At 45.3% G+C, this 18,170-nt stretch carries 20 protein-coding genes; 12 read left to right on the top strand and 8 right to left on the bottom strand.

Annotation, left to right across the window (positions count from 1 at the left end):
* The first annotated feature begins 7 nt into the window (after window positions 1-7).
* The 7 genes from fkpB (at window position 8) to AC27EZ_RS03640 (ending at window position 8,345) form a co-directional block, all read left to right on the top strand.
* A complete protein-coding gene (gene fkpB / locus AC27EZ_RS03670; RefSeq protein ID WP_487134028.1) occupies window positions 8-478 on the top strand; it encodes an FKBP-type peptidyl-prolyl cis-trans isomerase in 471 nt (156 codons plus the stop codon).
* Window positions 478-1,422, top strand: a complete 945-nt coding sequence (gene ispH / locus AC27EZ_RS03665) for a 4-hydroxy-3-methylbut-2-enyl diphosphate reductase (RefSeq protein WP_487134027.1) — start codon at window positions 478-480, stop codon at window positions 1,420-1,422. Before fkpB ends, ispH begins: the two co-directional genes overlap by 1 nt.
* A gap of 305 nt (window positions 1,423-1,727) precedes the next feature.
* Complete coding sequence (locus AC27EZ_RS03660) at window positions 1,728-2,369, top strand: pilus assembly protein PilV (protein WP_487134026.1); 642 nt, start codon at window positions 1,728-1,730, stop codon at window positions 2,367-2,369.
* Window positions 2,366-3,232, top strand: a complete 867-nt coding sequence (locus tag AC27EZ_RS03655) for a PilW family protein (protein WP_487134025.1) — start codon at window positions 2,366-2,368, stop codon at window positions 3,230-3,232. The genes AC27EZ_RS03660 and AC27EZ_RS03655 overlap by 4 nt, the downstream gene beginning before the upstream one ends.
* A complete protein-coding gene (locus tag AC27EZ_RS03650; protein WP_487134024.1) occupies window positions 3,229-3,792 on the top strand; it encodes a PilX N-terminal domain-containing pilus assembly protein in 564 nt (187 codons plus the stop codon). Before AC27EZ_RS03655 ends, AC27EZ_RS03650 begins: the two co-directional genes overlap by 4 nt.
* Before the next feature lie 12 nt (window positions 3,793-3,804).
* Window positions 3,805-7,887, top strand: coding sequence for a PilC/PilY family type IV pilus protein (locus tag AC27EZ_RS03645; protein WP_487134023.1), 4,083 nt, complete (start codon window positions 3,805-3,807; stop codon window positions 7,885-7,887).
* Window positions 7,884-8,345, top strand: coding sequence for a type IV pilin protein (locus tag AC27EZ_RS03640; RefSeq protein WP_487134022.1), 462 nt, complete (start codon window positions 7,884-7,886; stop codon window positions 8,343-8,345). Before AC27EZ_RS03645 ends, AC27EZ_RS03640 begins: the two co-directional genes overlap by 4 nt.
* A gap of 57 nt (window positions 8,346-8,402) precedes the next feature.
* On the opposite strand, the gene AC27EZ_RS03635 is transcribed toward AC27EZ_RS03640, so the two are convergent.
* From AC27EZ_RS03635 to AC27EZ_RS03620, 4 genes are read right to left on the bottom strand one after another with little or no spacing between them, the layout of a single operon-like run.
* Window positions 8,403-8,939 (bottom strand): hypothetical protein, encoded by a 537-nt coding sequence (locus AC27EZ_RS03635; RefSeq protein WP_487134021.1) that lies wholly within the window; start codon window positions 8,937-8,939, stop codon window positions 8,403-8,405.
* Window positions 8,929-9,807 carry a hypothetical protein gene (locus AC27EZ_RS03630; RefSeq protein WP_487134020.1) on the bottom strand — a complete coding sequence of 293 codons (879 nt, stop codon included), beginning with the start codon at window positions 9,805-9,807 and terminating at the stop codon, window positions 8,929-8,931. The genes AC27EZ_RS03635 and AC27EZ_RS03630 overlap by 11 nt, the downstream gene beginning before the upstream one ends.
* Window positions 9,800-10,399, bottom strand: a complete 600-nt coding sequence (locus tag AC27EZ_RS03625) for a hypothetical protein (RefSeq protein WP_487134019.1) — start codon at window positions 10,397-10,399, stop codon at window positions 9,800-9,802. Before AC27EZ_RS03625 ends, AC27EZ_RS03630 begins: the two co-directional genes overlap by 8 nt.
* Entirely contained in the window at window positions 10,393-10,908 is a 516-nt protein-coding gene (locus AC27EZ_RS03620; RefSeq protein WP_487134018.1) for a hypothetical protein, read from the bottom strand. The genes AC27EZ_RS03625 and AC27EZ_RS03620 overlap by 7 nt, the downstream gene beginning before the upstream one ends.
* A gap of 79 nt (window positions 10,909-10,987) precedes the next feature.
* Between AC27EZ_RS03620 and AC27EZ_RS03615 the strand changes: the two genes are divergently transcribed.
* Window positions 10,988-11,395 (top strand): prepilin-type N-terminal cleavage/methylation domain-containing protein, encoded by a 408-nt coding sequence (locus AC27EZ_RS03615; protein ID WP_487134017.1) that lies wholly within the window; start codon window positions 10,988-10,990, stop codon window positions 11,393-11,395.
* A 6-nt stretch (window positions 11,396-11,401) separates the two neighbouring features.
* On the opposite strand, the gene AC27EZ_RS03610 is transcribed toward AC27EZ_RS03615, so the two are convergent.
* Window positions 11,402-11,965, bottom strand: coding sequence for a GspH/FimT family protein (locus AC27EZ_RS03610; RefSeq protein ID WP_487134016.1), 564 nt, complete (start codon window positions 11,963-11,965; stop codon window positions 11,402-11,404).
* A 326-nt stretch (window positions 11,966-12,291) separates the two neighbouring features.
* Here AC27EZ_RS03610 and nadE point away from each other — a divergent pair, with 326 nt between their 5' ends.
* A complete protein-coding gene (nadE, locus tag AC27EZ_RS03605) occupies window positions 12,292-13,125 on the top strand; it encodes an ammonia-dependent NAD(+) synthetase (RefSeq protein ID WP_487134479.1) in 834 nt (277 codons plus the stop codon).
* A gap of 5 nt (window positions 13,126-13,130) precedes the next feature.
* Window positions 13,131-13,469, top strand: coding sequence for a P-II family nitrogen regulator (locus tag AC27EZ_RS03600; RefSeq protein WP_421131946.1), 339 nt, complete (start codon window positions 13,131-13,133; stop codon window positions 13,467-13,469).
* A gap of 36 nt (window positions 13,470-13,505) precedes the next feature.
* On the opposite strand, the gene AC27EZ_RS03595 is transcribed toward AC27EZ_RS03600, so the two are convergent.
* A complete protein-coding gene (locus AC27EZ_RS03595) occupies window positions 13,506-13,991 on the bottom strand; it encodes an FKBP-type peptidyl-prolyl cis-trans isomerase (protein WP_487134015.1) in 486 nt (161 codons plus the stop codon).
* A gap of 56 nt (window positions 13,992-14,047) precedes the next feature.
* On the bottom strand, window positions 14,048-15,043 hold the full coding sequence (ygfZ, locus tag AC27EZ_RS03590) for a CAF17-like 4Fe-4S cluster assembly/insertion protein YgfZ (RefSeq protein ID WP_487134014.1): 996 nt from the start codon (window positions 15,041-15,043) through the stop codon (window positions 14,048-14,050).
* A gap of 211 nt (window positions 15,044-15,254) precedes the next feature.
* Between ygfZ and AC27EZ_RS03585 the strand changes: the two genes are divergently transcribed.
* Window positions 15,255-15,575 (top strand): hypothetical protein, encoded by a 321-nt coding sequence (locus AC27EZ_RS03585; protein WP_487134013.1) that lies wholly within the window; start codon window positions 15,255-15,257, stop codon window positions 15,573-15,575.
* A 76-nt stretch (window positions 15,576-15,651) separates the two neighbouring features.
* Window positions 15,652-16,473 carry a hypothetical protein gene (locus AC27EZ_RS03580; RefSeq protein ID WP_487134012.1) on the top strand — a complete coding sequence of 274 codons (822 nt, stop codon included), beginning with the start codon at window positions 15,652-15,654 and terminating at the stop codon, window positions 16,471-16,473.
* Between the two features lie 199 nt (window positions 16,474-16,672).
* Here AC27EZ_RS03580 and AC27EZ_RS03575 read toward each other — a convergent pair whose 3' ends face one another.
* On the bottom strand, window positions 16,673-17,851 hold the full coding sequence (locus tag AC27EZ_RS03575) for an alpha/beta hydrolase-fold protein (RefSeq protein ID WP_487134011.1): 1,179 nt from the start codon (window positions 17,849-17,851) through the stop codon (window positions 16,673-16,675).
* Window positions 17,852-18,170 lie beyond the last annotated feature (319 nt).

The raw sequence follows: 18,170 nt of genomic DNA, 5'->3' as shown, positions 1-18,170 counted from the left end.
GCAGGATATGACTGATAGCATAGCAATTAGCGCAGACAGTGAAGTGATCCTTCATTTTGATTTAAAGTTGGAAGATGGCTCTGCTGCTGACAGTACGCGCGTAAACAACAAGCCAGCAAAGATGGTGATGGGCGATGGTAGCCTTACGCCTAATTTTGAAGCATGTTTATTAGGCTTGAAAACAGGGGATAAAAAAGCATTCACTTTGGAAGCGGCCGACGCGTTTGGAGAGCCAAACCCTAATAATATTCACTACATGGACCGAAGCCGTTTTGGTGCCGATTTATCAATCGACGAGGGAATGATTTTAGCGTTCTCTCAACCTGATGGCTCTGAAATCCCAGGCATTATTCGCAGTGTAGCAGGCGACTCTGTCACGGTAGATTTCAATCATCCTTTAGCTGGACAGACCGTGGTGTTTGACGTTGAAATTATCGACGTGACGCCAGGCGCTTCTCAACAAGGTGGCAACGAATAATGCAAATTCATCTCGCTAACCCTCGTGGCTTTTGTGCAGGCGTTGACCGCGCTATCACTATCGTAGAACGTGCGCTTGAGATGTTCGAACTACCGATATATGTTCGACATGAAGTGGTGCATAACAAGTTTGTGGTAGACGGATTGCGTGAGCGCGGCGCTGTGTTTGTCGATGAATTGCATGAGGTGCCAGACGACAGTATTGTGATATTTTCTGCGCACGGCGTGTCTCAAGCCGTACGAAAAGAAGCGGGGGACCGTGGATTAAAAGTGTTTGATGCGACCTGCCCATTAGTCACTAAAGTCCATATGGAAGTGACGCGTGCCAGTAAAATGGGGACGGAATGCGTGTTAATTGGGCATGCGGGTCACCCAGAAGTAGAAGGCACCATGGGGCAGTACAGTAATGCAGAGGGCGGGATCTACCTTGTAGAGTCTGAAGCCGATGTAGCAAAACTGACGGTAAAACACCCAGAAAATTTGTATTATTGCAGCCAGACTACCCTTTCGGTTGATGATACCGCGGATGTCATCGATGCATTGCGTGACAAATTCCCACAGATCAAAGGGCCGCGTAAAGACGACATTTGTTATGCTACGCAGAATCGTCAAGATTCAGTTCGTGACCTAGCACAAGACTGTGATATTTTACTGGTAGTGGGAGCACAAAACAGCTCTAACTCAAACCGCTTGAGAGAGCTTGCAGAAAAAATTGGCGCCAAAGCATACCTTATTGCCGATGCGAACTGTATTCAGGAAGCATGGCTTGAGGGCGTTGAAAATATTGGCGTAACAGCAGGCGCATCAGCACCTGAGGTATTAGTCCAAGGCGTTGTCGATAAGCTTAAATCCTGGGGCGCAGTATCTGCAACAGAGCGCGCTGGGCGAGAAGAAAATATTGAGTTTGCGGTGCCAAAAGAACTGAGAGTTAAACAAGTTAGTTAGCCTGTTGTGCCAGACAACGATATTGAAAACACCGCTTTTTAAGCGGTGTTTTTGTATCTGCATACCGTAATATTGTCGCTAAAAAAGCATAGTAGGCCACGCAATGTGCGATAGTGACGCAAGAAATGAGACTAGTTAAATAGATTATGAATATACGTATTAATTGCTGCTGATACCCTGTAACTCGACTTTTTAGCTTACACTATTAAACTGGTAACAGATATTATCGTTAGTGGTATCAAAAAACGTATGTATATCAAAGGCAATATGACACTTATTCGTGCTAATTTACTACATGGTCTCAAATGAACGTAAGACAAGCGTACAGCTCTAAAGGCAAGCGAACGTTGCAGTCCGGTGTGGGGTTGATAGAGATATTGATTACTTTATTCATACTCGCCATAGGATTGTTAGGTGTTGCTGCGCTGCAATTCACCGGTTCGTTTGCAAACAAAGATGCCATTAGTAGGACGCAGGGAGAATTGGTTGCTGCGCAAGTTGCAGAACGACTAAGAACGGCTGCTCGCCCGCCAACGGTGGGCGACGGTATGGTTGCGAACAATAAATATTTTGAGGCGACCAACTATAATTTCGATGGCCTTAGTTGTGGTGGTTCATCAAATAAGTATCACTGTTATTGTTTATCACGCCCGGCCGGTATTCCTAATTGTGAAGGGGCCGAATGTACAGAAGCACAAATGGCAGAATACGACGGATGGGCGCTATCATGTTCTGCCGTTCAAACTAACCCTCAAACCTTACTTAATGTGAATTGTGCTGATAATAACAACGCTGATATTTATGCGTGCAGCCCAGGATCACGTGTTGAAATAATGCTCAAGTGGCCTGTCTCATCGAGTGGCAATAGTCGCTACACATTAAATACTAGATGTAATCCCAATACGGGTGACAGCTATGGCTGCGTGTTTAAGGATGTGACCTTATGATGCGTACCTTTCATCCTATGCCCAATCAGAACGGGTTTTCTCTTGTAGAGCTTATGATTAGCCTGACGTTAGGGCTGCTAATTTCGGGCGCAATTATTCAAGTCTTGGTAAGCAGTAGTGTCACCAATAAGTTGAATCAGGCTGTGGCGCAGGTGCAAGAGTCAGGGCGATTTATTATGGGGCGGCTTTCCAGTGAGTTATATGAGGTGGGCCGCTATGATTTAGTTTCTGCGACAATAGACGACTCAGTCGACCCAGTGGCAGAAGCTGCATTCGTAGAGAATAATCCTATCGCGCTGCCTGGCGACTTTGTATCCAATGCTACGCTTGGTGCTACGCAAGCAGTGAATGGGGGAAACGATAAGCTTACCGTTAGTATGCTCGCGGCCAAAGACTGTACAGGAAATACCCATGGCTATGCAAACGGTGATGAATTTCACGTCGTTAATCATTACTTTGTGAGTGGAAATACGCTCAAGTGTATGGGGTTTGACGGCCGCGTGCTTCGGGGCTTAAAAAGCCAAGTAATCGCGCCAGTTGCAATAACGTTGCTCGATAACGTTGAAAGTTTCCAACTTCAATATGGCATAACCGATAGTGTGGACCAATCACTGGGGCAAGCTATAACGTATCGCACCGCTAACGAATTGGCTCTATTTCGAGCACAAAAACAGCAGGTGGTATCCATTCGCTGGGCGTTGTTGCTGAAAAGCTATCAAAATGAGGTGCAGCAAACTGTTGCGCCTCGGTACGCTTTGTTAAATGAAGCGTCTACAACAATGAGTACCGATCATTATTATCAAGTGTTTACCAAAACGTTAGCACTGCGCAATATGAAAAACTTTGTAAGGAGTTCGCGATGAAACAACAAGGTCTCGTGATGGTGTTTGCCTTATTGGTACTTCTTTCACTTACTGTTCTTGGCGTAAGTGCAGTTTCCAGTAGTTTATCTCAATCTAAAATGGCCGTGTCGATGCAACAAAGCGGGCTTGCATTTGACGCAGCCGAGTCTGCAATCGCGGGCGTATTTTTTGAATCTGAAGATGAAATACTACTAGCTGATGATACTAAAACAGACCCCTTGTCTGAGGCACGTCAAGGTAAAGAACTTGACCCTACCGTAGAAAGTATGAGTTGTTTTGATGAAGGAGAGTGGACCGATAGAGCGCTAACTCAAGGTGGCTTGAATACAGGGGACCGCCATACGGTGACAGGAAATTACCAAAGTGTACCGTCATCGCAAAGCTGGTCACGCACGGCGTTCATCCGAGAGCAGGCGTGCCGTGGTTCTAGTAATGTGATAGGTGGCAGTAATATCAATTGTCATGTTTTTATTATTCGAGGTTGCGGAAGGGTTTCAGGTAAACCCACCGTTGTTGCTAATACGCTTGCGGCGTCAGTGTTCGCTCCGGCATCGCAATAGAGGGCGTGTATTATGAAAAAGTTATCGAGTTACCTAGCTTCCATCAGTCTATTTAGCTGTATCGGCTTCTCCGCCATGGGAGACGATTTAGATATCTACCTTGGAAATGCCAGCAATGCCGTTACCTACAACCCCAATGTCCTATTCATTATGGATACCTCGGGAAGTATGGGGGCGTATGACAATACCGATCAAACCCGTATGTTACGCGTGCAAAACGCATTAAAAGAGGCATTACGATCGGCGACCAATATCAATGCTGGCCTGATGCGATTTTCTGATTACGGTGGGCCGATTCTATTACCAATAAAAGGCGTAGATGAGCCAATCCGCCCAGAGTTGGTTACTTCTACCAGCAGCGGTGCAGACGATGCTCATGAAATTGATGGCACCGTTAATGTTTCATCGAATGACCTAACGTTAAGCGACGGCACTAGAACCGTGACTTCAGGGATGCGTTTTAGTGAGATGAATATACCGCAAGGCGCCACAATATTAAGCGCCTACATTAGGTTTACTTCAGAGGGCTTTAATGTTGCTGGAACCACACTGACCATTTCAGGTGAAGCATCTGCAGCACCAAACGAATTTACCACAGCGTCAAATAACTTATCGTCACGTACCAAAACCAGTAATAACGTTGTGTGGGCCAGTGACAACAGTTTCCCTTCGTCTAACGAGATTATTGCCAGCCCAGATATATCTAGCGTAATCCAAGAAATCGTTGATTTAGGCGACTGGTGTGGCGGTAAAGACCTAGCACTGTTAGTAGAAGGTACCAGTAGCGATCCGGCCAGTTCGCGAGAGGCCAGGGCATATGATTCCGGTCAGGCTGGCTCTCCTCAGTTAGTTGTGTCATACGATGATTCTACCGCCACCGGTTGTGTTGGTGGTGAGTCTATCTACCAAGTGTCGAACTCTAAGGATAACTTAGAAGAAAATTATCGTGGTTATGCAAATACAGGGGCCGAGCTTACCTTTAGCAGTTATTACAATAATTATATTGGTATTCGTTTTAGAAATGTAAATCTTCCGCAAGGGGCCGAAATTACAGAGGCATACATTGAGTTTACTGCCTACGATACTTATCGAAATGGCAGTGCCAGTATGCTTATTCAAGCTGTAGCAGACGACGATGCTGATGATTTTCACCCAAACAGGCGACACCGGCTACGCGATTTAGCAAAAACCGCTGGCACAACGTGGTCGATGCCAGAATTTAGACGAAATCGAACGTATACCACTCCCGACTTATCGGGGGTTATTAAGCAGGTGGTTGACCGGACAGGCTGGGAGCCGGGTAACGCGTTAGGGTTCGTGTTCAGTGACTTTGCTAGTTATCGAGGGGCGTTTAGTTATAACGACGTGCCTTCAAAAGCGCCAAGGCTTGTTATCAAATATAACGGCAGCGCGACACCAGGCGCTACGGCAACGGTCAGAGAACAACTTATTAGCAAAGTCGATGAGCTCAGTGCAAGCGGCTTTACGCCTATTGTTGATACCCTTTACGAAGCGGTAAATTATTATGGTGGAAGAGATGTTGATTGGGGGCTTGCGAGGGGTAATAGCAACGTTTCTAATACAGTTCGAAGGAATACCCGAGTAAGCCACAGAAGCGCTTATTTAGGAAGCGACGCGGTGCGTCCGAGCGGCTGTACTGAGGATAATCTGTCGAGCAGCGATTGTATTAATGAATATATCCCTAATGGGGCAAGGTATATTTCGCCTGTCAGTGACTTACAGTGCCAGACCAACAACCACATCGTCTTGCTTTCAGATGGTGAAGCGAATAACAATCACAGTGTGTCTAGAATTGAATCTTTGGTAGGGAAAACCTGTACGGGAAGCGGCGGTGAGCGCTGTGGCTTAGATTTAGTTAAAAACATTAGTAAGGTGGAAACGTCGGCAATCGACAGACGAGTTATTACGCATACCATAGGCTTTGCTGCAAACAGCACAGCGAATAACTTCTTAAATCAAATTGCTGTTCAAAGTGGTGGTGGTTTCTATCGGGCTGATGATAGTACCCAGTTACTTGAAGCCTTTAATACGATATTGCGTTCGGTAAAAGATATCAATGCAACCTTCGTTTCACCTGGGGTGGCTGTTAACCAGTTAAACCGTCTTACTCACCGAGATGAGCTTTATTTCGCATTATTTAAGCCAAGTGAAGGGGCTATTTGGCCAGGAAATCTCAAGCGCTATCGTTTGAGTGGTGATGAGGTGTTAGACAAGAACGGGCTTGATGCCGTTGACAGCGTCACAGGGTTCTTCGCTGACAACTCTCACAGCTATTGGTCAGTGTTAGGTGACGGTAACGATGTGAGAGAGGGCGGCGCAGCGAGTAAGATGTCTGCAAGTCGTAACTTATATGTGTTTGATGGTGCAGGCACCATTGTCCGCTCAGGTAATGTGCTGCACGAAAATAACACGGGGATCACAGTAGCCGATATGGGGGTAGAGGCAGAGTCAGACCCTGAAGCGCTTCGCGATGTATTGCTCAAATGGGCAAGAGGCGTGGACGTAAAAGACAGTGATGGCGATGGCGATACCAGCGACTTCCGCTTGCAGATGGGTGACCCTATTCATTCGCAGCCGGTTATCGTTAACTATAGCAATACTGACTCAGCGATTTTTGTGGCAACGAATCATGGAATGTTGCATTCGTTCGATGCGCAGACCGGCGAGGAAAATTTTGCTGTAATGCCCAAGTCATTATTGTCTAACCTGCATCATTTTTATCAGGATATTTCTTCTTTCGATCATAAGTATGGGTTAGATGGTGATATGGTGCTTCGCACCGTCGGCTCAAGCACCTATTTGTACCTTGGTATGAGAAGAGGGGGGCGGAATTACTATGTATTTGATGTAACCCAAAAAACGTCACCGCAACTTAAATTTATGATTGAGGGCGGCACAACAGGCTTAGAGAAGCTAGGTCAGACTTGGTCACGTCCAACTATTACTAAAGTTCGTATTGGTTCAGAAGATAAAAATGTGATGATCATTGGCGGTGGTTATGATGTGTCACAAGACAATAAGATCGTTCGTGCCGTAGATGGTGTAGGAAATGCCGTTTATATGTTCGATGCCGACACCGGCGCATTGCTATGGCATGCCAGTAATGCTGATGCCGACTTGAACATTAGCGAACTTCAATACAGCATTCCAGGTCGAATCTCTGTTATCGATAGAGATAATGACGGTTATGCAGATCACATGTATGTTGCTGATATGGGCGGCCAACTGTTCAGAATGGACATCTATAATGGCCAATCTGGAAGTGATTTTGTAAAAGGGGCGAGATTAGCTGACTTCGGTGGTGACACGGCTGAAAGTAATCGCCGATTCTTTTACGGGCCAGATGTTACTGAAGTTGCTCTGGGAGATGAACTTTACTACGGTGTTGCCATCGGCAGCGGGTGGCGCGCGTCACCACTTGATACTGTGGTAGAGGATAACTTCTACATGTTCAAAGATGACGGTGTCTTTCAACGTGATAATAGCGGTTTGTATACGTTCTCAACCTCCGCCAGTCATACTGATTTATATAATGCAACCACGCATGCGCTGACGAGCTCTGACCAAACAACGAGAGATGTTGCCGCCGCGAACTTTGCCAATAAAAAAGGTTGGTATATCGAACTGACCACTGGCGGAGAAAAAGTACTTTCGTCGCCGTTAATCATCGACTATAAAGTCTTTTTTACCACGTACGTACCTGCAGTGAGCAGCACAAGTACGTGTGCACCGCCAACGGGTAACAGCCGCGCGTATCTGGTAAATATGTTCAACGGAAACGCGGTTAGCGACCTTAATCAAAATGGTGATTTGGATGGCGGTGACCGTTCCGCAGAGCTTAAGCAAACGGGTATTGCGCCAGACACCAAGATTTTGATTGAAGAGATTGTGAGTCCGGTGGTGTGTTTGGGGACAGAGTGTGTATCTGCAGTAATATCGGTAGATGAAGATGGAAATGAAGAGGCGTGTACCTCGGCCTTTGCATGTCTTGCGCAAAATATTTATGGTAAGTTTGAACGTATTCAGCGCGGAAGCTGGCATTCAGAAACAGAAAGAGACGAGACCTCACCATGATGAATAAGAACGCACAGGGTTTTTCACTAATAGAGCTTATGATTGTGGTGACTATTATCGGTATTATTGCTGGTATTGCTTACCCGTCTTACCAATCGGTTATCGCTGATGGCTACCGAGGTACTGGTCAAGCTGATTTGCTCGCGTTTGCCGCAGCAATGGAACGTCATCATAGCGGCGCGTTTAGCTATGAAGGCGCCGGTAGTGGTGGCGCAAATACCGGCGCGCCAGCTATCTTTGCATCGTATTCACCCTCGTCGGAACCTAGCGCAAATAAACGCTATGACCTTACCATTGTGGCTTCTAGCGCAACAAGCTATGAGTTGAAAGCCACGCCGGTAAGCGGTACCGCGCAAGCAAGTAATGGTGCTCTGTTTTACTTTAGCGACGGGCGTAAAGCGTGGGATAAAAATGCTAATGGCTCTATCGAAAGCGGGGAATACTGCTGGTCGTGTTAAAACCGTAGAGAATCTGTCTTAGTACCGATTCTCAGCTTACTTGGAGGTATCACTTTTTCATAAAAGTGGCGTAAGCGCGGCAATATCTGACGTTTTACTCCCGTCGTTGCGCATAACGAAAAACGTAGTTTGTCTTATCGTATGATTGGGCGTGTCGTGGGCCGCTGTGGTTTGCAGTGACACGCTTACCTTTTTCACATTTGTTTTTACAACGTGAGCTCCCCACTGCCAACCCAATTGACTTAACTGCCCCGCGTCTACAGCAACTGTGATGTTTATGTTGGATGCATTGGGTACCGCATAAACGTTTGCTTCTAGCGCGTCAAAAGCCGCTGCGTTGTGCTCTGTATTAAAGGCTAATTGTTTAGCTTCGTTGATAAAATAGTGGTTGATAGCGGTTTGGTATTGCATTGCTTTCATATGGCGTTGTAATGCTAAGCTTCCTTTTAACGCCATAGTAAAGAAAGCGACAAACAAGAAGGTAGCCAAAAGCAAATCTAGCGTTGCTATGCCCCATATTTTTGCTCGAATTACTTTATCTTTAGGCATGACTTTCATTGGTGTATTCTCCAGCGAGTTTTTGTCAATGCGCATCGTACCAACTTCCCTTAATCGCGTGAGATTTCTGTAAAGCGGGGAGGTCGCGAAGTTGCTGTAAATTATCTTCGTCAAAGCTTATTGCCCCCATAATAGTGTGAGAGACTGCGCTATTAGCGACCACGGCGCCATGGATACGTGCTGTTGATGAAACCGTTAGCGCATGCGGTACTGGCGACGGCGCGCTGTCAAAAAGGACAACCAATCCATGCAGTGTTACGTGTTCGTCAAACGCCACATCCCCATTTTCTACAAGCAACAATACTGGTGCGCTAGGCGAGCCTAAAACGGTATTATCAGACAGCACACAATTGCCTTCAATCCAGTACATTGACGATGGCGCGAGGGCAGAGCAGTTGGAGTCTGTACTCAGCGCTGGAAATTGCGAAGGCACGAGTTGTGTCAAAGGCGTGTTGAACAAACTTTCCACCAAGGCAGGTGCGTTTATATTGATGCTATTGGTCGGTAGCGAGAACAGCATAGGAAAGTATACGAAACGTTGTCGAACCGACACGTTCATAGTCGCGTGGGTTACTGATATGTCCAAAATGGCGATAGGCTGGCCATTGCGGGCTGTTTCGACTCGCGTGGTTGTCGTTACCCCATAGCCTTGTTTATCGAAGTCTAATGGAGGTACCTGCAAGCGTATTTGCTCTGCTATCGACTTAACAATTCGTTCTGCCTCAAACATGGCGAGCTGGTAATCTGTATCGGCCTTTTGAAGCCTTCCTTCTTCTTTGATTAACAAGGTGGCTGAAGCAAGTATGAGCGCGCAAACCCCCATAATGATTAACGTTATTGAGAGAACGACAATCCCTTGGCTGTGTCGCGGGGCATCGCCTCTTCTTGTTTGCCAATTAGTCATTGGGAACCTGCACAAGTAGGGTTGTTGCTACTGCAATATCTGGAAAGTGAGCACAAGCCATCGCTAAGGAAATATTATATAGTGCTCCTTCTTCGGAAGCCGCATATTGGATAGCCTCAAAGCGGGTGACTTTGATTGACTGGATATCATTAAGATCATGCCATCCGCTTTGGTCGCAGGTTCTGCCCGCCATACGATATTCTAGACTACCATTACGCAGCCTAAACCCTATTTGCTCAGACACCGAAGCGGTATCTATTGTCCCATTCTGATTTTTGTCGTAATTAAATAATATACAAGAATTCGCGCTTTCTGCAGTGTGCTGGCCAATGGTTATTGCCGGCGATAGCCCCGTGTTGTTCAAGGAAGTAGTGGGAGAGGTGTGATAAAACCCCGAACGTTTAAGCTGCATAGACAGCGTCGCGCGTATCAGCCTTAACTCATTGGTTAGTATCACCTGATGTTGGCTAAGCGTGAGGTGATGTTTGAAGGCGGCTACACCCGTTGTAACCGATAGTAAAAAACTGGTGGCGAGTGCCGAGGCAATGAGAAACTCAGTCAATGCCACACCCGCTTCATTACGCGCTAGCACAGAGGCAACCCCGGTAACGATGAAGACACACAGGCTCGTGCTCGCCCTGTATTACTGACAATGACTTTGCCAGTGTAAAGGCTATTTCTTATCGTAACTGATGTGGCTGAGTTGAAGCTCATTCCATGTGTCCCATCGAAGGTAATTATCTTTTTAGTGCCACCAGAAAGCATTATTTCCGTGTTAAGCGGACTCAGGTTTATCGACGACCGATTACTCTGATTCTGACAACTATTGACCACAGTGCAATTACACGTTGCAAGGGTGGTTATGCCCATGCAGCTGTTTGCGCCACTTTGAACAATAATGTTGACGCTGCCTCGATGACTGAGGGCATATTGCCTACCATGCTTCAGCAGTGCCGTGACTTTATTCAATGAAGTGACTAGTGCTTCTTGCTTTTTCCACTGAATGAAAGAAGGGACTCCTTGAGCGATGACGATCGCCATGATCACGATAAACACCATAGTCTCGAGTAGCGAGAGCCCTTTGTTGAGATTTAAAACCATGCTTTTGTTCGGTTTTTGCCGTTAGTTATGGTTGATATGGTTTAGCTTATTCGTATTGGCAAAAAAAAAGAGCTGAACCATGGAACGGAATAATGGCGTAAGGTTAAAAGATAACGACAAAGAGCGGGCTTACTCTCTTGTTGAACTGATGGTGGTTTTAGCCATTATCGGGATTATTGCGGCGATAACGTTGCCGAATTTGACGTTTGCGAGTAACAAAGTATCTCGTTATGAGGTGATGACGCATTTGTTAAGGTTGCAACTAGAGCAAGAAAATAACTGGGTTCTGTATGGGGCCTATAAACCGTTAGCAGACTTGCCACCGCTTGCAGTGAATGGGGCCGTGATATCCACCGTTGCCCTTAGCCCTACACATTATGAGTTTAACGTGACTATGTCGTTTCTTGATGTCAGTGATACATGCAGAACGTTGACCATTACCGAGGCCTCTCAGTCCCCAAGCGGGTGCTGGGGACATCGGATATAAAAACACTTAACTGCAACTTAGCGCATTACCAGACAAATCTTCTTTCACGTTATCACCGTCACTATCAATAGCGATAGCGATACGACCATATAAGGATAATAGTAAGGCTGATGCATAACTGTTTTCGCCGGACGATGGGCAAACGGTAATTGATGCTTGCGTGCTAATTGCGCCTTGCTCGTTAAAGGTAATGGTGCCCGTAATACCGCTTACTGCGTTTTGAGTATGCATTGGATCGCTGCTTGCAATGAGTGTTTCGCTATTTTCTCGCGACCCGTTTCCATTGCTATCGATGAATACCATTTTGGCGCGTTTCCAATCAGAGACGCAGCTGGTGTAGTTTGATGTGGGGCAAAGGGTGACGTCAGTTTGCTCATCAACCGCAGTAAATCGCGCCCGCTGTGCGATAGCACTTAGCGTATTAACGTCGCCGGTTATTCGGTTTTTGATAAGAATTGACTGAATATTTGGTGCAACAACGGTAACTAAAATGCCAAGAATCGCTACGGTGACAAGCAGTTCTAAAAGCGTAAGACCATGTTGATTTTTAGGTGTTGATTGAACCTTCATTTTCGCCCTTGGTGCCTGTCAGGTGTATATTTTGTTGAAATTTTTTAACCCTTAAAATAAGCCAAAATCGCCGATTTTGATACGTTTAAGGGTAAACTATATTTGCCTTCTATGGGTATATGAAAACAGCGTATAGCATAAAGTAAAATACTTGGCGTAGGAATTAACAGACCTTCTTGGTGCTGATATAGAGAAGTACGACATTTAACGTGAGCCTACGTAATACGGGTAAAAGGTACAATGGCTCAATATTTATACTAACATCTATTGCGGCTTTGTCGTAATATCGTTATTTACAAAGAATAAAAATCTACGTGGACATTATGATGCAAAAACAAGCAGTTATTGAAGAAATGCGGGTACTGCCTGATATCGATGTGGAATTTGAGGTCGCACGTCGTGTTTCATTTATAAAGAAACAACTCCTCACATCAGGGTTAAACGCACTTGTCTTGGGCATTAGCGGAGGCATTGATTCGTGCACATTGGGTCGGTTGGCGCAGCTTGCGGTTGACGAACTCAATGAAGAGCATCACGAACGTTATCAGTTTATCGCCGTGCGCCTTCCGTACGACACCCAAGCTGATGAAGAGGATGCGCAAAGCTCTATCGACTTTATACAACCCAGCCATTCGGTAGCCGTAAACGTGAAGCCTGGTGCAGACGCCATTCACGACGTGACGACGTCAGCGTTACGAGAGACTAATTTATTGCCTAGCAGCGAAGCTAAACAGGACTTTGTTAAAGGCAATGTTAAAGCGCGCACACGCATGGTTATTCAATATGAAATCGCAGGCATGGTGGATGGTTTAGTGCTTGGTACCGACCACTCTGCTGAAAATATTACAGGGTTTTACACGAAGTATGGCGATGGCGCATGCGATTTAGCGCCGCTGTTTGGCCTTAGTAAGCGTCAAGTTCGGGCTATCGCTACTCATCTTGGTGCACCGCCTGCTGTTGTTAAAAAAGCGCCCACTGCCGACCTAGAGTCGCTATCACCGCAAAAAGCTGACGAACAAGCGTTAGGCATGACGTATGACCAAATTGATGACTTCCTTGAAGGGAAGCCCGTTGCTGCCGATGTGGAAGAAAAATTGCTTTATATCTACGAACGTACGCAACACAAACGCGTACCAATTCCAACGATTTACGACGAGTAAAAAACATGAAGAAAATAGAAGCTATCATAAAGCCATTTAAAATGGATGATGTAAGGGAAGCGCTAGCTGAGGTAGGGATAGCCGGTATGACGGTGTCAGAAGTGAAAGGCTTCGGACGTCAAAAAGGGCATACAGAACTTTACCGTGGCGCAGAATATCAGGTAGATTTTTTACCAAAGATAAAAATTGAGCTGGTGTTAGACGACGAGCTTGTCGAGCAAGCGGTAGAGGCTATTATGACTTCTGCAAAAACGGGTAAAATTGGTGATGGTAAAATCTTCGTCTACAACGTAGAAACCGCCGTGAGAATAAGAACTGGCGAACAAAACGAAGAAGCACTTTAAATTACAAAAAGGGAGCATGTATGCTCCCTTTTTTTCTTAGTGTTCGTGGCCGCAGCCGCCTGCGCCATGAGCGTGGCCGTGTTCAAGTTCGGTTTCCGTCGCCGCGCGAAAATCAATGACTTCCACGTCGAAGTTTAACGGAATACCTGCAAGAGGGTGATTACCGTCAACGACCACGTCATCTTCTGTGGTTTCGATAATAATGACCGACTGTTCACCTTCTGGCGTCGTTGCTCTAAACGACATACCTACCTCAACATCCATGCCTTCAAACATTGTGCGAGGGACTTGTTGCACTAGCGCATCAACCCTTTCGCCATACGCTTTCTCAGGTTCGACAGATAAGTCGAATTTATCGCCTTTGTTTTTGCCTACCAATGCGTCTTCTAATCCTTCAATAAGAAAGCGGCGCCCGAGTAATACTACAAGCGGCTCTTTGTCTACAGAAGAGTCGAGTTGCGTACCGTCATTTGTCGATACCGTGTAATGCAACGTAACGACACTATCAGAAGTAATAGTCATAGAAATTCCTGTGTTTAGCCTAAAAAAGGCAAATGATTAAAATAGTTTGCTTACGACTACCTGCGTTTCTTCACAATATTGCTGGTAGCTTGCTCAATGCTGTAAGGCAATGTACAAGGGTAACAGGTAATGGAAGGATTTTCAGCTAGGCGATGGATATCGTCGCTCGAGGTATCGTTGGCGACAACGGCCATAAACCACGTTTCGTTCCCGAGTGTCGCAACAGTGATGACGGTACCGCCAGAGCGCCAATGCTCTCCTGCCATTTTCTCAATGCTATCACCTATATTAACGGGCACGGCGCTGTCTATGTGAAAGGCAAACGCAGCACGCTTGTTTTTACCAAGAAATCGCGTGCGCGCGACGACTTCTTGCCCCATGTAGCATCCCTTATCGAAATCAATACCGTTTATGGCCTGCACATTAAACATTTGAGGCACGTACTCACCAACAGTTGACCCACTGATATCAGGAATAGCGTCTTTGATACGAAGGGCATTAAGAACGCTGTGGTCGTAGACTTCAATATTTTGTTCAGCAATATTGCTAAGGAATATCGACGCTACTTCACTGCGAAGTACTACGTAATAGCCCGATGTCGATAAGTCGCTTTTAAAAATGAAACCATCTTTCGATGCTACTTTCGCTAATGGTTCAGTCGGTAATGAAGAGAACAGTGAAAGGCACAGCGTTTCTGCCAATGCATTGCTTACATACAGCTGCGTATAGTGATTGCTCTCATCGGTAATATCGACTTTTGAGAACACGCCGTATTTATTAAGTTCTGCGAGGCTTTTTGCTCCCGCGTCTTTGTTGACTAATATCGCGACACCATCATCAAACCGTGTGACAAACGATAGCGACCACGCTTTCCCTTTATTGTCACAATGGGATGAGTAGCGAACGCTGTCGTCACTTAACTTATTTATATTTACCGTTAATTGGCCGTGTAAATAACTATCTGCTTGCTCGCCGTGAGCATAAATAAACATATTGTCTTGTAAGCTGACAGCGAATGCTTCAGGTAATGTGTCTAGCTTCGTGGCGTTCATGATTTGGTTCCCATCAATAGTGATAGTTAATATGGTAAGGCAGTTATTTTTGTTATCAAGGTGTACCGTTAATTATTTACACGCTCGTGTTGTTAACCTCATTGTTTTAACCAAACGCCATTATACTTTCGCAAAGCATAATTTTTCGCTTTCAGGCATAGGACCAATCCACTGATAACTAGATGAATAATGCTATTCGTTGCGAGCAGAAGTGACGGCATCTCAGGGGGGTAAGAACAGCCCTCGCATAGCAGAACATCTGAACGATTCAGAAAACCCCTACCATGCCCGCAGCATGTCATGGGCGCAAAGGCTTAAAAGAGTATTCAATATTGACATGACTGAGTGCGAAAAATGTCAAAAACACAATGTCACCATAATTGCCTGCATTATAGACACGGTTGTTATTCAAAAAATACTGGCGCATTTAGACAAAACTTACCCGCTATCGACTCAAGTAGCGCTATTGCCGCTCCTACGAGCGCCTCCTGATGAGCAGTACGACGAAGAATTTACCGTTACGCGACTTTGATTTTGGGGTAATTGTGCTCTCGTTTTTTAAAAGCATCGAATAGATAACGGTGCTAGCAATATAAAAAGGATTTATTATGTTTGTTACACGTGCAGCCCTTTGCGCCCTCGCTCTAGCTACTCCTACCGTATTTGCCGAAACTACGCCAATTAACCACGAAGTCAGCATTGGTTTTTCTGATGTCAGAGATGCGGATGATAATTTCATTGGTGCCAGCTACCGTCATTATTTTGATACGGTAAATATCGGCGAGCAGGCTCACGCAATAAGCCCATATCTTCAGCGCAGCAACAATGTATCGGTAGACTATTTCGGTATTGATAACATCGACCAGTTTAATGTTACTGGAGAATGGTTTTCACAAGACGATTTAGTAGTAAGAGACCGTTACGGTAGAACGACTGACGACAACAGATTCTACGATGCAACCCTACAGCGTTTTGGCGTTGATGTTTCAAAGTTTGTTTCTGAAAATTGGGAAGTGGGAGCGGGCGTCGATTTTTACGATCTTGATGAAACCTTCAGGTCTTTTGATGGTGGAAGCGATGTGCAACGTTTTGGCGACTCTGAGTTCAGTGCATCTGTGTTCGCTCGATACACAAGCTTCGGTTTTAACCCTTCAAGCTTTAAACCGGGTTGGGATATCAAGCTTAAAGCTACGCACTTTGATGAAGAGCTTGCGTTAGAAGTCGATGCTGATTACTACTTCAAAGCCAACTGGAGTGTAGGCGTTATGGCAATGCACGAGAACAATGATCGCTTTGGTTCTAAAAACGTCATAGAGCTGGGTACTAACTATTGGTTTAATGCGCATTCATCAATTCGCTTTGGTGCTGGTGTTGATACCGATGAAGGCACACTAGGCTCATTAACGCTATTAGGTACATTCAGATTTTAAGCCTCGCGAATTCTATTTCTTTCTAAAGCCTCGCTATGCGGGGCTTTTTATTGCCATCCGTCCTCTAGAACGAGCTGCGAAGTAGATCAATCTCTATATTTTTTGAGTATGTAGTTAGGGCATGTTGATCTTTGCTGTACATTTTTGCAGTGGTCTGTGAGCTCAATGCTAGCAATATGCTAAATCATGCGTTCAATAGCTAGTCGTCTGTACGTTCGGTAATCTTCTTTTGCAAGTTAGCCAGCCGTGTTTTAAAAGCACCATTTTCAACATTTTCTTCATAGCTCATTGCTAGCGCTTTCTCTCGCATTTCAAGTGCCATGGCTAAATTGCCATTAGCTTCATAACCGTCTGCTAGGCTGTCGTAGGCGTCAGACTTGTCAGGAAATCGAGCTACATTTTCCTTAAAAATTGCAATGGCAGAGTCCAAGTCTTGTTTGTTTAGCGCCGCATAACCCGCGTGGTTTACGGCTTTATATTCTGGCTTTGCTTCAAAAGCGTATTTTGCAGAAAGGTCTTTATAGTATTGCTCTACCGCAGGAATGCCTTCTTGTATTATCGCACCTGTTGGGCGTAACGAATTAAGCTGTTTTTGAAGCGCTAAGCTCATACCTGCAAGCGCAGTAGTATTGTGGCTTTCAGATGTATCTAGCTCGGTATCAAAGGTAAACCCTTTTCGTTCGCTGCTATTTAGTAGTTCAACGTAACGTTCGTATGCGCTTAGCATGTTTCCACCTTCGTTACCCATATTGATATAAAGGTATTTGTTAAGGTCGCTATCTGACGCAAAGAACGCTTTTGCCTCTGGAAATACAACTTCTTCGTGCCACCACAAACTTGGGCTAAATGCAAAGTAGGCTTGAAATAGCTCAGGCCGCTCTTGCAATGCGTATACGGTAAAAAGGGCGCTTAATGAATGGCCAGAAATAATCGCGTAGTTATTGGTGCGATAATTTGCTTTTACGTAAGGCTTTAGTTCATTTTCTAGAAAGTCTAAAAAGTTGTCGGCACCACCAGATATTCCCCACTGGTTGTAGCTTTCATCATAGGTAGGTGTGAAGTCTCGCGTGCGCTCGGTGTTGGTAATACCGATAACAATCATTTCCTGCGCCATTCCAGACTGATTTAGCAGATCAAGCGTGCCAACGGTATGGGCAAAATTGCGCTGGCCATCTAGCAAATATAAAACAGGGTAAGTGGTATCTTTATAGCGGGAATAGTTATTAGGTAAGTGAATAAGCAATTCTCGCGACTCATTTAAAACTTCTGACGTTATTGTTGTAACTACGGCCTCGCCACGCACTTTGGCGTTTACGTGAAAGCTAACGCTTAGGGTAAATACGGCGCCGATAAAAACGCAGGCAAGCTTTTGATACATTTGAAATTCCCTTTCCCGCTATCAGTCGCGAGTTTTTTATAGTTTGTTTATCCTACGCTGTCATAGTCGTATTTACTTGTCAAAAAATAGCCAAATAATAAACAGCTAAAAAGAAAAAAGCCGCATTCAGCAACGTTATGCGGCTTTCCGAGTTGGGCTGACTAGGCAGCTTTATAGAGCAATTCACGAAATTGTTCGTTCTTTCCCTTCGTAGGTGACTTTGAATCGTGGCCTTGTGACATAGAACTGAAGTAGCAAAACAAAAGCTCTAACGCTTGCTCTTTGACTCAAGGGGATTCTGACACTGTTAGGCTGCTCA

Source organism: Alteromonas sp. 4NH20-0056, from assembly GCF_057539655.1.
Note: the sequence above shows the minus strand (reverse complement) of the source record. Positions and strands in the feature narration are given on the sequence as shown.